Source organism: Duganella sp. CF517, assembly GCF_900110275.1.
Taxonomy (GTDB): domain Bacteria; phylum Pseudomonadota; class Gammaproteobacteria; order Burkholderiales; family Burkholderiaceae_D; genus Rugamonas.
Window position 1 is genome coordinate 722,600 of sequence record NZ_FODC01000001.1, and the last position, 15,170, is coordinate 737,769.

The following is a 15,170-nucleotide window of genomic DNA, read 5'->3' on the forward strand; positions in this document are numbered from 1 at the left end:
ATGCAAGCATACCAAAACGCCAACGAAGCGGACTTCCGCTGCCAACATACGATTAACCCGAACCTGACGCAGGCAGTCCGCTATTGGGCGAGCGAGTTCGACGTGCCGCCATCGAAGCTGCTCGAAGTGGTCCGCGAAGTGGGTCGCAACCTGCTCGAGGTGCGCAAGCGCCTGTCGACGTAAGCCGGGCCGTAGCTAGCCATTGAAGAGCCAGCGCCTGCGGCTTGTGACGCGGGCGCTGGTCGGACCTTTTAGAACCGCAGCGCGTAGCCGAGGCTTACGGTGCGGCCACGCCCCGCGAAGTAGCGCTTCGGCTCCACCAACGCGCTTTGCGAATAGTAAGTGATGTAGCTGCGGTCGAACAGGTTGGCCATCGACATGCGCAATTCGCCGTTCTTTCCCATCTTGTAGTTCGCGCTCGCATCGACCAGCGTGTAGCCGCCGAACGCCTTGGCCGGATCGTCGAACGACTGGCTGAACGCATGCTGCGCCTGAACGAAGGTCGAGAATTTGCCGTTCCAGTCCGCGCTCCAGGTGGCGATCAGGCGGTTCGGCGCCACATTCAGGCCATCCAGTTTGGCGTCGAGCGAACCGTTTTCGTCGCTGTCGTAACGGCCTTTGGTATAGGCGTAGGATAGCTTGGCACGTTGCGCCTTGCTGAAGCGATGGCCCAAACTCAGATCCACGCCTTCGATGCGGGTCTTCTCGCGCGCCATCATGAAGGCGCCGTTGATCGGCACCACGCGCGTGCCGAAATCCGAATCGGAACGGAACAGGCTTGCATCCAGATCCCAGGCGCCGCTGTGATAGCGCCCGCCCACTTCCACGCTTTTGGTCAGGATCGGCTGCAGATCGCGCATATTCGCCACGCTTTGGCCGACCGTGTTGATGGAGCGGAGCACGCGGCCGATATCCGGCATGCCGAAGCCTTCGGAATAGCTGGTGAACAGCGACACGTCCCCGACCGGGTTCCACACCAGTCCCGCATTCATCAGCGTCTCGTTGAAATCGATGGTGCCGCCCTGGACCAGCACGCGCCTGTACTGCGCCAGGGTGCGGTAGCTGTCGATCTCCAGATCGGCCTTCTCCTTGCGCACGCCGGCGTGCATCGTCAGCGTATCGAGCAGTTTGTATTCCCCCTGCAGGAACAAGGACAGGTTGCGGTATTCGGATTGCGGCACGTAGGTGCGGTTGGTCAGATACAGGTCCTGCTTGCCCTTGTCGACCAGCGTGTCGAAGCCGACCGTCAGCTTCAGGCGGCCATTGAGCAGATCGTCGCGGCTCAGACCGACCTTGCTGCCGTACTTGGAGGCGACCGAGCGCGATTGATCGTACAGCGTGCCGGCCGGCGCGATCAGCGGGTCCTGGAAGGTCGCCGAGATATCCGCGCCGAAAAGGCCCTCGAACTCCTGGTTGAACACCATCGCCGACAGCTCCATCCCCGCCAGATTGGCGTGGCGGTAGCTCAGGCTGGAGGTCCACACGTCGTTCCACGGCGCGATGCCGGGCGGCGTGGCCTCGATCGAGGTGGTTGGAATACCGCGCGCGCGATCGCCCGCCACGGCAAGGTAACCGGCCTTGGACTTGATCTTGTAGCGGTTGACCGAGACCTGCAGGCGCTGGTCGTCATCGATCCAGTAGCCCAGCTTCGCCAGCACATCGTAAGTGCGCGAGTCCATCAGATCGCCCTGCGTGTTGTCGGCGCCGATCGAACGGCCCTTGCCGTCCAGGTACAGGCCCTGGTCCTCGTAGGACAGGGCAAACAAGTATTCGAATTTGTCGTTGCGGCCATCAAGGCGATAAGCGGTTTTGTAGCTGGCCGTGTCGGAACCGACGTCGCTGGTCGGCAGCGTCGCCTGCACGTCAACCGATTGGTTGAAGGCGCCCTTCTCCGGGCGCTTGGTGATGATATTGATGGTGCCGCCGGTCGCACCGAGGCCATTGATCGCATTCGCGCCCTGCACCACCTCGATCCGCTCCACCATCGAAAAGTCGATGGTATGCGCTTCGCGCCCGGTCGGCCGCATGGGATTCGATTGCGGCACGCCGTCGACCAGCAGCAGCGGCGCGCGGCCGCGCAGCGTCTCGCCGGAGCCGTTCATCTTGCCCCGGCTCGGCGTATAGGAAGGCAGCACGCTGCTCAACACATCGGACGAATTACCCGATATCGCCATCTGGCGCTCGATCTCCTCCTGCTTGATGATGACCACCGTTTGCGGCGCCTGGTTGGCGGCGATGTTTGAGCGCGAGGCCGACACCAGCACTGCCGGCATGTCGGCATCGTCGGCCGGCTGCGCCGCCGCTTGGGAAAAGGCTTGAGGTGCCGACAACGCAGCGACGATGGCGATGATCGCGCCCGGCAGGCGCGCGCGCGGATACAAAGTAGGGTTCAGGGGTTTCACAGGGCTCGGTTCTCCGGTACATGGAGCCGCCCTTGCCGACCACCCTGGGTCTGGAAGAAATCCGAGGAAATCGCGGCGTTCGGCGGGGCGGCAGGTGTGCTGGCTGGCGCCGGGAACTACGCGTGGCTCGCAAATAAGAATGATTACCATTATCAGGAAATCTTTCTACTTGGTCAAGCGTCCGATTTGCCGACATAAGTGCGGTAATGCACTGTAATTGCGGCGAATCGCTGCCACCATTGTGACACTCGATACCATTTATTTAACATCATGCAGCCACAGCAAAACCCCAGCCCTGCGGACTTCCGCTTCCAGACCACCATCAACCCCAATCTCACGCAGGCGGTACGCTATTGGGCCGACGAATTCGATGTCCCGCCGGCCAAGCTGCTTGAAGTGGTGCGCGAAGTGGGTCGCAACGTCTACGAAGTCCGCAGGCGGCTCGCGTAAGCCTCACCGGATAATTACTGCGCAGGCGATGGCACCCCTTGCGGCGCCTTGCCAGCATGCGCCACCAGCCAGCCGCTGTCGGCCAGCCAGTCGGCCAGCCGGTCCGGCCAATGCACATCCGACAATCGCTCCGAGCGCTGCCCCATGTTGAACGCGTGGTCGGTGTCCGCATACATGTGCAGCTCCGCCGAAACGCCAGCCCCCACCAGCTGCTGATACAGCGCCACCGCCGGCGGACCGCAGCACTTGTCCGCCGATCCCGCGACGATGAAGGCGGGCGGCGCGTTCTGCACCGCCTTCCCCGGCACGCCCAGCGGCCCCGGATAAACCAGCACCTGGAAGTCGGGCCGACCGCTTTGCCGGTCGACCGCATCCTGCTTGGTGCCCGGCGCTGCCTGCGGCGCCGGATTATCGGCCACCAGCGATACCAGTTCACCGCCCGCCGAAAATCCCATGACCCCGAGCCGGTTCGGATCGACGCCGAATTCGGCCGCATGCGCCCTCACCCACCGCACCGCGCGCCGCAGATCGGCGGCGGCGTCGTTCTCGATGCTGTAGCTGGAACCCTGGTCGCGCGCCAGCCGGTACTTCAACACGAAGGCCGTCACGCCGACGCGGTTGAGCGACTTGGCCGCCACCATGCCTTCGTTCATCCACACCAGCATGCGATGCCCGCCGCCCGGCGCGATGATCACCGCCGCGCCGTTGGCGTGGCGCGGGTCGGCCTTGACCACCGTCAGCGACGGATCGTGGATGTTGCTGACGTAGGTGTTCTGCACCGTCTCCGGCTCGCCGTGACGCTTTTCCGATCCGGGCGCGCCGTCCGGCCACAGCATGTGCGTTTGCTGCGCGCCGGCCTGCGCGCAGACGGCCATCAGCATCGCCAACACCGCACGTCCGAGATGTTTAAGCGCCATTCAAGCCTCCGGTCGCGTACAGCGCGCGGTGGGTCAGGATGAACAGCGTGCGTCCGCCCTCGCCGCCGAAGATCAGCTGCAGCGGGCGTTCCGGCACGTCGATGCGGCCGATCTCCTTGCCGTCGGGCGCGTAGACGAAGATCTGGCCGTTGGCCACATACACATTGCCCGCCGCGTCCACGGCCGCGCTCTCGCCGCCACGATTGGCCGCAAGTTTGAGATCGGTGATGCCGCCGCCGGCGCCGATCACGCCGCTGAAGGTGCGGTTCTCGGAGCCGTTGGTGAACACCACGCGGCCGTTGCGCCCCGCCGACACCAGGCCATGGGTATCGAGCGAGTCGGAGAAGCGCCAGCCCAGATGATTCGGCTGCCCCTGCTGGAACATGCGGTAGGCCGGCAGCACCAGCGTGCCATCCGGCGACACATACTCCCGCTTTTTCGGCAGCGCGACGTCGCGCGCGAACATCTCGGCCAGCGTGGTGAACTCATAGGTGTCGGGGTTGAGCTGGTCGCGGAACTCACCGTTCTGCCAGAAATTAACCGGCACCACGGTCTTCGCGCCACGGCGGGCCTTCACGGGAGTCGGCTTGATCACCGTGACCTCGCCGGCCGGACGATCCGGATGGAAGGAATACACCGTGCCCTCGAAGCCGTGCGACGACAGCACCATCAGCGCGCCGCTGTTGTCGATGGCGAGATTGACCGGATCGAGCGGCGCGTCGCGCACCACCACCAGCCCCTTGTCCTTCGACCAGCTGTAGATACGCTGGAAGCGGCGGTCCACGAAATACAGCTTGCCGTTGGCGTCGACCACGCCGCCGGCGATCGAATAAAAGCCTTCTTCCAGCCTCTCCACCTTGACTGGATTGGCAGGCGGCGCCACCGGATCGGCGACGATGTCGAGCATTGCGAACTCTCGCTCGCGCACCTCCAGCTTGTGCGTGACATCCAGCAGCGCGTTCTCGAACGGGAATTTGCTGGCGCGCAGATAGGTGTCGCAACCGTTGGCGTCGCAGGTGGCGAAGCCGCTCTCGCCGTTGACGTGCACATTGCGGAAGCGGATATCGCTGGAGTTGGTCGTCTTGACGGCGGCCGGCGCCGGTTTGATCGAGCGGGTGACGCGATAGGCGTGATAGTTCGCGAACAGGATGTTGCGTGAATTGCGGATTTCCAGCGATACCGCGTCCATGCCGTCGCGTACCTCCTGCTCCGTTTGCGGCGCCAGGAACTCCCAGTTTTCCACGTTATCGAGCACGATCTCGGCGCGGATATGGTGCTCGGCGGAGAGTTCGTAGACGCGTCCCGGCGTCTTGGTGTCGGAGACGTAAAACCCGGCCTGCGAGAAGGTGCTCGGCGACCAGACCGCGACAAAGGTGCCGCCACCGCCATCGGTCACCCAGATACTCGGATACTGGCGGTCCCAGTGCGCGGTCGGATCAAAGTCGGCGCGCTTCTCGTACGGGTCGCGGCGCTTGCCGTCGTACAGGCGCGTACCATGGCCGCCCTGGATGCGGATATCGTCGACCAGCGATTGTTCGCCGGCCTTCCACAACAGGCCGACCGCGCGCGGATTGACCTCACCTGTCGCCAGGCCGAAGCCGGAGACGATCGCGTCACCGCCCTTGGCGCTCTCCAGCAGCGCCTTGGGCCCGTCCACGCCGGCGTACAGCGGCGAGCCATTCGGCAGCACCAGCTGCGTCAGTCCGGGATGCAGCGCGACGATCACCGTGTCCGGCTTCATGCGGATCGTATCGTTGACGATGTAAAAACCAAGCGGCAGATACACGACGCGGTTGTTGTCGATGGCTTTCTGGATCGCCGCCGTGTCGTCGGCCTGTCCATCACCCTTGGCGCCGAGGGAGCGCGCGTTGGCCCACTGGGTGGTCGGCGGCAGCGCGCGCAGCACGCGCTTGGGCGCGGCCGGCATGGCGCCGAGCGGCGCGATCTTCGAGTTGATGCCGAACTTGCCGGTGCTGCCCACGCCCGGCAGCATCAAACCGTAGTTGAATTCACCGACCCGGTAAATCTGCCCCGGCGCCGCGATCTTTTTGCCGCTGTCGCGGAACTGCGCGAAGACCGGCGTATTGCGCGCGACCGCGTTGTCGAAACCGACCTGGGTATAGACATTGTCCTCGTTCGAAATGATGATCGCCGCCTTCGACACGTTCTCGAAGCGCACATCCTTACCCCACAACCAATCGCCGTATCCGCGATCGATCTCGATGCCCACCTTGGTATCGCGGATGGAGACGTTGATCATCGTCAGGCCGGCTTCATGCTCGCGGATGGCGGCATCGCGCTGGCCTTCGAAAGTCGAATCCATCAGCGTGAACTGCCAGGCCGGCGAGGTTTTCTCGGACAGGATGCCATAGCGTCCACCGTAGAACTTCAGGTTGAAGCCCTCGTTGCCGACCTGGTAAATACCCGCCAACCCGGAGCCGATATGGAAGTCGATGTGGCTCAGGTTCGAATGCTGCGCCGTACGCAGGCGCACGGCCGCCGCCGCCGGATTACCGGCGCCGATTTCAAAGTCCACATTGCTCATCGCCGAATAAAAGGTCGACGAATTCCCGTCCCGAACGTTCTCGCTGAATGGCACCGCGCTGGCGACGGGCACCGGCACCTTGCCGACCCGGTACTGGTCGCCGCCGGTGAACACCACCATATTGCCGACACCCTTCTGGAAGCCGGGCGTGCGTTCGCCCAGCACCAGCACCGGCCGCGTCGCGCCGACGCCGTATAGGCGCACCGCCAGCGGAATCAGGATGGTGCGCGTGATGCGGTAGCGGCCCGACGGCAGGAACACCACGCCGCCCTCGCCGTTGTTGGCGGCGCGGTCGATGGCTTTCTGGATCGCAGCCGTATCGTCGGTTCGTCCGTCGCCGCTGGCCTGCACTTTGACGGCCAGCGGGTCATCCGGCATGGTCTGATAGACGGAAACCGAGGCCGGCGCGGCCTGGGCGCCCTGCAACGGGACGGCCAGCATCGCCACGGTCGCCATCAGCAGCCGCGTTAAAGATACTTTCATTTGCTTAGTCCTTAGATAAAGATCGATAGGAGCAACACGAAAATCAGCCCGAAGACGCCAACCAGCGTCTCCATCAAAGTCCACGAGCGGAAGGTGTCCTTCAGCGACAGGCCGAAGTACTCCTTGAACATCCAGAAGCCGGAATCGTTGACGTGGCTGCACATCAAACTGCCGGCACCGATCGCCAGCACCATCAGGCTCGGATCGATGCCCGAGCTTTCCACCAGCGGCGCGACGATGCCGGCCGCCGTCAGTCCCGCCACGGTGGCCGAACCAAGGCAGATACGTATCAGCGTCGCCACCAGCCAGCCCAATACCAGCGGCGGCACCGGCAGGCCGCCCAGCTGCCGGCCCAACTCCCCGCTGACGCCGGAATCGACCAGCACCTGTTTCAGCGCGCCCGCCCCGGCGATCACCAGCAGGATCGGCGCGATGTCGCGCAGCGCGTCCTGCGCGCCGGACATCAGCGCCGGCAGGCTTTTGCCGCGCGCCAGGCCAAGCGTGACCAGCGCCACGGCCAGCGCGATCAACATCACGATCATCGGATTGGCCATGAAATTGATGACCGACTTCAGCGCCGCATCCCCGGTCGGGACCATGGTCAGCGCGGTGGCGCCGGCCAGCAGCCAGACCGGCAGCAAGGCGGTGGCGAAGCTGTTGACAACACCGGGCAGCTGCGCCTCCTCCAGCAGGCCGGCGCGGAACATCGGCGCCGGCTCGCTGTGGATGCGCTTCAAGGTCATCGCGAATAGCGGGCCGGCGATGATCAAGGTCGGTATGGCGACGATCATCCCGTAGAACAGCGTGCGGCCCATGTCGGCATGGAACTGCGCCACCAGCGCGGTCGGCGAAGGATGCGGCGGCAGGAAGCCGTGCGCGATGGACAGCCCGGCCAGCAGCGGTATCGCCAGCGCGACCGCCGGCCGACCGCTCTGGTACACCAGCGAAAACACCAGCGGTACCAGCAGCACGAAGCCGACGTTGTAATAGAGGGGAATCCCTGCCACGAAGCCGGTCAGCGTCAGCGCCACGGGCATGCGCGCCGAACCGAATACGCCGATCAGGTAACTGGCGATGCGCTGGGCGGCGCCGCTGTCGGCGATCAATTTGCCGAAGACGGCGCCCAGGCAGACGATGACGATCAGCGATCCAAGCAGGTCGCCGATGCCTTTGTCGATCGATTTGGGTATCGCCTCCAGCGGCATGCCAAGCAACAGCGCGGCCGCCAGCGCGGCCACCACGAACGCCAGCAGCGGCTGCACTTTGCCCCAGGCGATCAAAAGGGTCAGCAGGCCGACGGACAAGCCGACGGCCAGCATGCCCCAGACGGCTGGCGAGACGCCGAACAGCGCCGCCAACGGACTGGTAATGTTCATAACCTCGCCTTGGCGTGAAGGTTAGAAGTTGTAGCGGACGCCGACGCGGTAGACGCGGCCCAGGACATCGTACAGCTGCGGGTTGATGCCGTAGCTCAGGTTGGCCTGCGGCGCCGGCTCCGGATCGACGTTACCGATATTGTCGATCTTGAAGTAGGCCGTGGTCTTCTCACCCAGCTTGTACGAACCACCCAGATCGACGTAGAACGCGCCCTTCATCTTGTTATCGAAGATGGTCGGGTGGATCGTCGTCGAGACGGGGCAATTGGTCTGGCACTCGATAAACTCGTTGCTGTAGACGCCTTTGCTGATCCAGCGCTCGGTCAAGGTCAGGCTGTACTTGTCGGTATCCCACGACTGCGAGGCCAAGCCTTTCCACTTCGGCGTCGTGCCCTGGCTGACGCCGAAGGCCAGGTTGGCGCCCGCGCCTTCCGAAGGAATCGTGCCGACGACGCCCGGATCGGTCAGGAAGCTGATGTTGCGGGTCACCAGTCCGCGGAACGTCAGGCGGCCCGGGAGGCCCAGGTCCTTCAGATTCATGCGGTAGGCGGCCTCCATGTCGTAGCCCTTCACATGCAGCGACGCCAGGTTGAACGCCTGCACCGTCACATAGTTATTGGTGGCCACAGGGCTGTTGAGCACCATCGCGCCGCAGATTTCCTGGTTGCCGGCCGCGCACAGATCGACTTCCTGCTGCGCGGTCAGCGCCGAGATCACGCCCTTCACTTTGATGTCGAAGTAGTCGATGGACGCGCTGAAGCCCGGCGCCCACGATGGCTGCGTCAACACGATACCGGCGGTGCTGTTGCGGGCGATCTCCGGACGCAGGTTGGTGTTACCCACGGTGCGCTGCTGGATGCCGATGGTGTTGCCCTGGTAGGCCACCACGTTGTTGACCACCACCTGCGCCGCATACAGCTCGCTCAGATTCGGGGCGCGCACGTCCTTCGACGTCACCGCGCGCAGGCGCAGGCCGTCGATGCCGGTCTTCCAGTTGGCGCCCACCTTCCAGCTCTCCACATGGCCGGAGGTGCTGTATTTGGTGTGGCGGTCGGCCAGATTCAGGTTGGCTTCGCCCCAGGTGGCGGACTTCAGCACCGGCACGTTCAGCTCCAGGTACGCTTCCTTGACGTTGTAGGTGCCTTGGGCGTTGTGGTAGTTACCGGCGTACCAGTTGTTACCGACGGTGGTGTTCAGCAGCGGGTCGGCCGGATATTGCGCAGTGTTCTGGCTGTCGGGGAAGATGCCGTTGCCGTACGGGTCGCCGGTGACCTTGTAGTGTTCGCGGCGGTACTCGGCGCCTGTGGCCACGGCGATCGGGCCGGCCCACGACTCGAACGCCTCGCCGCTGAAGTTGACGCTGGCGACATCCTGCGTCTGGCGGGTGTGCTGGCGCGGACCGTTTTCCGGCGCGATGTAGGACCAGGTGGCCGCGTCGACCGGGTTGTTGCCGATGATGTTGAGCGGCTTGCAGCCGGATGCGGCGGCGACCGGATTGCGGCAGACGATGGTGCCGTCAGGTCCGCGCAAGGCGTCGATGGCCGCGTTGTAGCGCGCGTTCAAGGTCATGTCGTTGACGATGATGTCAGTCTTGTTGGCGCCATGTTCGGCGTAGGCGTCGTACGACCATTCCTTACCCATCACCTGGAACTTGCCGGTGCCGCCGACGACCACGCGCTCCATCTGGCGGGTCGGGTGGACGTTGATATTTTCCGGGAAGATGGCGTTGGCGGTACCGTACTGGAAGCTGGTGATGTTATTGGCCGCGCACGCGGCGGCGATCGACGCCGGCAGGTAGGGATTGCTGCACTGGATGGTCAGGTTGGCGTTTTTGGCGGCGCCGGGATTCGGCGAGAAGGCCGACTTCACCCTGCCGAAATTGGCCGTCATGTAGATCTCGTGATCGGGATTGATGTCGAAGCCGACGCGCGTGTACGCCACCTGGCGCGTCAGGTCCATCGCCAGATTGGTGCCGGCGCCGACGCTGCCGCTCAAGTCACCGCCGACGCACAGCGGATTGATACAGCCGGTCACCGAGCCGGTGCCGGTCGGCACGCCGTTGGAACCATAGTTGAATTTATACGGCTGGCCGTTGGCGCCGAAGGCGGTGCCCTGCAGCGGACCGTTGGTGATCAGCCCATACTTGGCGTACTGGTACTGCTGCGCGTGCAGCACCGAATAGTACTGCGGCTTGCCGTCGTTGGTCTGCGACAGCGGACGCACCTGGAAGGCCGGGTTCTGATACCAGGTGCGGCCGTTCGGCCCGACCTCGCCGAAACCCGGCGACTCGATGCCCTTCTGGCGGCCGTATTCGCCGCTGACCTGCACATGCAGGCGGTCGTCCATGAAGGACTTGCCCCACGCGGCCTGCAAGGTGCCGTTCTTGTCGTCGTGGTAGGTGGTCATGCCGCCCTGCACATTCGCCTTGAAACCCAGGAAGCGCTTGTCGGTGATGAAGTTGACGACACCGCCGATGGCGTCAGAGCCATACGACGCCGAGGCGCCGCCGGTCACCACGTCCACGCGCTTGATCAGCAGCTGCGGGAACTGGCTGACGTCGGTCACGCCGGTGACGTTGGCGCCGACCACGCGCTGGCCGTCGAGCAAGGTCAGGGTGCGGATCGCGCCCAGGCCGCGCAGGCTGAGCGAACTCAAACCCTGCACGCCGCTGCTGGTGCTATTGGTGCTCGTGGTGCGTCCGGTGCTGCCTTGCAGCGCCGGCAGTTCGGCGATGCTGTTAAAGATGTTCGGCTGCGCGCCCTTGGCCAGGTCGTCGGCGCTCAAGGTGGTGGTGGGCGTCGGCTGCGTGAAGCCGCGCGAGGCGATGCGCGAACCGGACACGGTGACCACGTTCTCGACCGGCGCCGCCGCTTCCGGCGCCGCCGGCGCCGAGGCCGGCGCGGCGTTATCCTGCACCGTGGCGCCTTGCGCTTCGACGCCCGCCGGCGGAGTTTGGGCCTGGGCTTGCGCCTGAACCTGGGCCTGGGCCTGTGCCTGGGCCGACAGCGCGATCCAGCTGCAAGCGCTGGCGACGGCCAGGCGCATGATGGTGTTACGAGTAGGTGTAGTCATTGTAGTCTCCGTTTTTTTGGTCTGTGGTTGGTTGCGCGCGGCACTGCTGACGGTCCGCTGCGTTTTGCTGTCCTATTTGCTGCCTGTGCTGGTTTTTTATGCGTCCCTTCCCTCGCTGGACACGATCTGCGCAACCAGCTGCGCCGGCGGCGACGTGATGGCCAGGGTGATCCCGGCTTCGTCGGCCTGGAGCGGTTGCAAATCCTTGAATTGGCTGTCGAGCAGCGACGGCGGCATGTAGTGGCCGACGCGCGCCCGCATGCGGTCGGCGATCAGCTCGCGCGCACCGCTCAGATGAGCGAAGCGCAAGGCCGGATCGGCCGCCCGCAGCAGGTCGCGGTAGCGGAGCTTCAGCGACGAGCACGACAGCACCAGGCCGACGCCGTCCCGGCGCGCCGCAGCCACCTTCGCCTGCAGCGCCAGCAGCCAATCGGCGCGGTCGTCGTCGGTCAACGCATGGCCGGCCGACATCTTGGCGACATTGGCCGCCGGATGGAACTGGTCGCCCTCGACGAACTCGACCCCTTGCGCGGCGGCCAGCGCCTGGCCCACGGTGCTCTTGCCGCAGCCGCTCACGCCCATGACGACCCAGCGTATCGCGCTGGCGTGCGGGCTGCCGGAACTCTCCATCCATCTCTCCAAGTCTAAGTTAGCGCTATCATTTCAGCTCTGAGTCATGCGCCTCGATAGCGGCACGCTCTTTTGTCTGATTTGGGAATTGATCCGCAGATGTCGGCCAACTTCAAGTTAGCGTTATCATCGGTAGCTGAACTCTAGCGCAACGCGGAATTTTGTAAAGGATTATTAATATTGCATCGCAACATGCGAAGAGGAGCGAAAGCGCTGGCGACGCCTGCGAAACAGGGTCGCGGCAGTGCAACATGCACGTGGCGGACACGCAACAGCCGGATCAGCTGTCGCGGGCCGGTTCAACGGATGAATTTGTATCGCGAGGCTTCTTCGGCCAGCAGACTTTCGTCCTTGCCGCGCAAGCGTCCCATGTTGCGGCGATGCGCTGGCTCCGAGATGACCCGCGCGATCACGGGTTCCAGCACGCCGCGCTCGCTCAGATAGGCGGCGGCGCTGTCCGGCCCTTCCCGATCCGCTAGTTCGATGCCGGTTTTGACGATTTCCGACGACACCAGATCGGGACGAAAAGTGTGGCTACTGGACATGACAATCTCCTTCAATAAGGAGGATATTGTGCACTCGTTGCACCAGTCCGGTGCGTGCGTTCGCTCACTTTGGGCAATTTAGCCACATCATTTTTTACTATGGCTATGTCATCAAGCCGTCATACCGGCGAGGCCGGCCGCCGCCTCACCGGCGGGTGATGGCTTATTCCAGGTTCTCGTGATGGGCGGGCGCACCCTTCTTCCAGTACGCCGAAATCCGCGCCGCCTCGCGCGGAAAGCCCTTGTCGACAAACAGAATGTCGCGCACCTGCCTGGCCATTCGCGCCTCGCCCGCGCACCAGATAAAGCCGTCTCCCCCGGGCAGCGACATGGCGCGGAAGGCGTCGACCAGATCGTCCGGCGTTTGCGCCAGTTGCACGCGCAAGCGCGCGGCGCTGGTAAATTCCAGGGCGGCGGCGTCTTCGCCGGTGACCAGCACCAGCACGTCCACGGACGCCGGCAGTTCGTCCAGGCGGCGGCGGATCGCCGGCAACGCCGTGGCGTCGCCCGCCAGGATCTGCCAGGCGTAATCGGCCGGGATGATCATCGACCCCTTGGGACCGCCGATGACGGCCTGCTGGCCGACCTCGGCCTGGCGCGCCCAGTCGGTCATCTGGCCGTCGGTGTGCAGCGCGAATTCGAGGGTCAGCTCGCGGGCGTCGCGGTCGTAATGACGCGGCGTGTAATCGCGCATCACGCGCTCGCCGGCGGCGTCGTGCAGGATGAACTTGACGTGATCGTCATACGACAGAGAGACGAAATCGTGCAGGCTCTCGCCTTTGAATGTTACGCTAACGAAATTCGGCGCCAGCTGCCTGACGGCGCTGACAACCACTTCGCGGGCCTTGAGTTCGTGACGAACACGCTGTATCCGTTTATCATCCATGCAAATCACCTTTAGTTGACAATGTCCCCCAATCTACAGAAACAAGTTAACGTTGTCAACCAATTTGGCAGCGGACCGGCCGAGGCCGTTTTTGACGCGATCCACACGCTGATGCACATGTACCGCTCGATGCAGCTGCGCAGCCTGCGCGACACCGGGCACGAGCTCACGCACATGGAATACAAGGTGCTGGGCTTTTTCGCCAAGCATCCGGGCGCCAGCCAGAGCGAGCTGGTCGCGCACTCCGGGCGCGACAAGGCGCAGCTGGCGCGGTTGATGCGCGGCCTGCGCGACAAAAAGCTGCTCGACGCGCAAGTCGACGAAAACGACCGGCGCAGCGCGCGGCTGCGTCCTACGGAAGAAGGCCTAACGGTGATCCAGGGCTTGCACGCGCTGGGCGCGGAGGTCTCGAACCTCGCCATGAGCGGCATGAGCGACGCGGAAAGCGCGCAATTGCTGGCGCTGCTGCAGCGCGTCAGGGCGAACCTGGAACGCGCCGACCCCGCGGAACCGCGCCGGGCGGATTAGACGGCGCGGTCCGCCAACCCAACCTGCACCCAGCCCGGGGTCAAGTCTGTCATTCGGACACGAGCCCGGCCGCAAACCGTTCCGTGCGCAGCAGCGGATACGGGTTGATCGCGCCGCCCATCTCATACACGCCATAGTGCAAGTGCGGCGACGTGCCTTGCGCGTTGCCGGTCGTGCCCACATAGCCCAGCACACGGCCGGCCGGGATGCGCATGCCCGCCTCCAGATTCGAGTGGCGATCGAGGTGGGCGTAGTAATGCCGCTGGCCGCCCGGCCCCACCACCCATACCACCAGCCCTCCGAGACGGTTGGCGCCGACTTTCATCACCAGACCTTCGGTGCTGGACAGCACGGGCGTGCCGCGCTCGGCGAAGATATCGATGCCTTCGTGTCTGCGCCCTTCCCCACGCGCGCCGCCCCAGGTGTCGCGCAGCGCGCCTACCTTCACCCCGTCGACCGGCATGGGCAGCGTTTCGGGCTTGGGCATCGCCGCCAGACGCATCGGATACAGCGCCCGTTCGATAACCGGCTCCAGCAAAGCATGGCCCAGGATGAGGACAACGGCCACCACGAGCGAGCGCAGGAAAGTCCACATTGTCGTTTCCGTTTTGGTCAGCATACGGAACAAATGGGGACGTATCGGCACATTCCCAGACCTGCGCACGCTATTCGCACAGACGCGCCGGCGGGCAGCGACGGAGCGCTTAAGGCTGCCCGTTGCAGCCGAATCGACGAAAGCCCGGGCGCTCGCCCAAGCGCTCGTAATAGTCGAGGACAGCCGGGTACCGCAGCCGCTCGACCGGCGCAAGCATCCAGCGGTTGACGGACAGGCCAAGCACCACGTCGGCCAACGAAAACGTCGCGCCGGCCACATACGGGCCGCCGGCATCGAGTTGACGGTCGAGGATGCCGATGTGCCGGTTCCAGGCCTCGACGCTGGTACGTATCTGGACCGGGTCGCGATGCGCCGGACTCGCGCGGACCAGCGCCATGAAGGCGTAGCGCCAGGCATTGTTCAGCTCGGTCGCCTGCCAGTCCATCCACTGTTCGACCCGCGCCCGCGCCTGTGCCTCGGCAGGCAACAGTCGCGTGTCGCCGGTCTTGTTGCACAGGTAGCGGCAAATCGCATTCGACTCCCACAGGACGAAATCGCCGTCGACAAGCACAGGCACCATCGCGTTCGGATTGAGCGCGACGAAGCTTTCCTGCGTAGTGGACTGGAAGCCGGCGCCCCAATCTTCGCGCTCGAATTCGATGCCAAGTTCGACACACGTCCACAACACCTTGCGCACGTTGATCGATGTGGCTTTTCCTAAGATTTTTAGCATGAGAAGGC

At 64.3% G+C, this 15,170-nt stretch carries 13 protein-coding genes; 3 read left to right on the forward strand and 10 right to left on the reverse strand.

Annotated features, from left to right (window positions below):
• Window positions 1–183 carry a DUF3606 domain-containing protein gene (locus tag BMX85_RS03030; protein WP_090314197.1) on the forward strand — a complete coding sequence of 61 codons (183 nt, stop codon included), beginning with the start codon at window positions 1–3 and terminating at the stop codon, window positions 181–183.
• Window positions 184–251: 68 nt separating this feature from the next.
• Here BMX85_RS03030 and BMX85_RS03035 read toward each other — a convergent pair whose 3' ends face one another.
• Window positions 252–2,402, reverse strand: a complete 2,151-nt coding sequence (locus tag BMX85_RS03035) for a TonB-dependent receptor (RefSeq protein ID WP_229210260.1) — start codon at window positions 2,400–2,402, stop codon at window positions 252–254.
• A 270-nt stretch (window positions 2,403–2,672) separates the two neighbouring features.
• On the opposite strand from BMX85_RS03035, the gene BMX85_RS03040 reads away from it, so the two are divergent.
• Window positions 2,673–2,852: a DUF3606 domain-containing protein gene (locus BMX85_RS03040; RefSeq protein ID WP_090314198.1), complete on the forward strand. Its 180-nt coding sequence runs from the start codon at window positions 2,673–2,675 to the stop codon at window positions 2,850–2,852.
• 14 nt (window positions 2,853–2,866) lie between these two features.
• Here the strand turns inward: BMX85_RS03040 and BMX85_RS03045 are convergent, their stop codons facing one another.
• The 7 genes from BMX85_RS03045 to BMX85_RS03075 form a co-directional block, all read right to left on the reverse strand.
• Entirely contained in the window at window positions 2,867–3,769 is a 903-nt protein-coding gene (locus BMX85_RS03045) for an alpha/beta hydrolase (RefSeq protein WP_090314199.1), read from the reverse strand.
• Window positions 3,759–6,797 carry a glycosyl hydrolase family 28-related protein gene (locus BMX85_RS03050; protein WP_090314200.1) on the reverse strand — a complete coding sequence of 1,013 codons (3,039 nt, stop codon included), beginning with the start codon at window positions 6,795–6,797 and terminating at the stop codon, window positions 3,759–3,761. The genes BMX85_RS03045 and BMX85_RS03050 overlap by 11 nt, the downstream gene beginning before the upstream one ends.
• A gap of 11 nt (window positions 6,798–6,808) precedes the next feature.
• Window positions 6,809–8,173 (reverse strand): gluconate:H+ symporter, encoded by a 1,365-nt coding sequence (locus tag BMX85_RS03055; protein WP_229210261.1) that lies wholly within the window; start codon window positions 8,171–8,173, stop codon window positions 6,809–6,811.
• A 21-nt stretch (window positions 8,174–8,194) separates the two neighbouring features.
• Window positions 8,195–11,245, reverse strand: coding sequence for a TonB-dependent receptor plug domain-containing protein (locus BMX85_RS03060; protein WP_229210262.1), 3,051 nt, complete (start codon window positions 11,243–11,245; stop codon window positions 8,195–8,197).
• A 96-nt stretch (window positions 11,246–11,341) separates the two neighbouring features.
• Window positions 11,342–11,875, reverse strand: coding sequence for a gluconokinase (locus tag BMX85_RS03065; RefSeq protein WP_229210263.1), 534 nt, complete (start codon window positions 11,873–11,875; stop codon window positions 11,342–11,344).
• A 299-nt stretch (window positions 11,876–12,174) separates the two neighbouring features.
• Window positions 12,175–12,420 (reverse strand): hypothetical protein, encoded by a 246-nt coding sequence (locus BMX85_RS03070; RefSeq protein ID WP_090314202.1) that lies wholly within the window; start codon window positions 12,418–12,420, stop codon window positions 12,175–12,177.
• Window positions 12,421–12,583: 163 nt separating this feature from the next.
• Window positions 12,584–13,306 carry a siderophore-interacting protein gene (locus BMX85_RS03075; protein ID WP_090314203.1) on the reverse strand — a complete coding sequence of 241 codons (723 nt, stop codon included), beginning with the start codon at window positions 13,304–13,306 and terminating at the stop codon, window positions 12,584–12,586.
• Between the two features lie 21 nt (window positions 13,307–13,327).
• On the opposite strand from BMX85_RS03075, the gene BMX85_RS03080 reads away from it, so the two are divergent.
• The gene (locus BMX85_RS03080) at window positions 13,328–13,834 is read left to right on the forward strand and encodes a MarR family winged helix-turn-helix transcriptional regulator (protein ID WP_229210264.1); all 507 of its coding nucleotides are present in this window, start codon (window positions 13,328–13,330) and stop codon (window positions 13,832–13,834) included.
• A 49-nt stretch (window positions 13,835–13,883) separates the two neighbouring features.
• Here the strand turns inward: BMX85_RS03080 and BMX85_RS03085 are convergent, their stop codons facing one another.
• Window positions 13,884–14,429, reverse strand: coding sequence for a M23 family metallopeptidase (locus tag BMX85_RS03085; RefSeq protein ID WP_090315191.1), 546 nt, complete (start codon window positions 14,427–14,429; stop codon window positions 13,884–13,886).
• A gap of 109 nt (window positions 14,430–14,538) precedes the next feature.
• The gene (locus BMX85_RS03090; RefSeq protein ID WP_090314204.1) at window positions 14,539–15,162 is read right to left on the reverse strand and encodes a glutathione S-transferase family protein; all 624 of its coding nucleotides are present in this window, start codon (window positions 15,160–15,162) and stop codon (window positions 14,539–14,541) included.
• Between the last annotated feature and the right edge of the window lie 8 nt (window positions 15,163–15,170).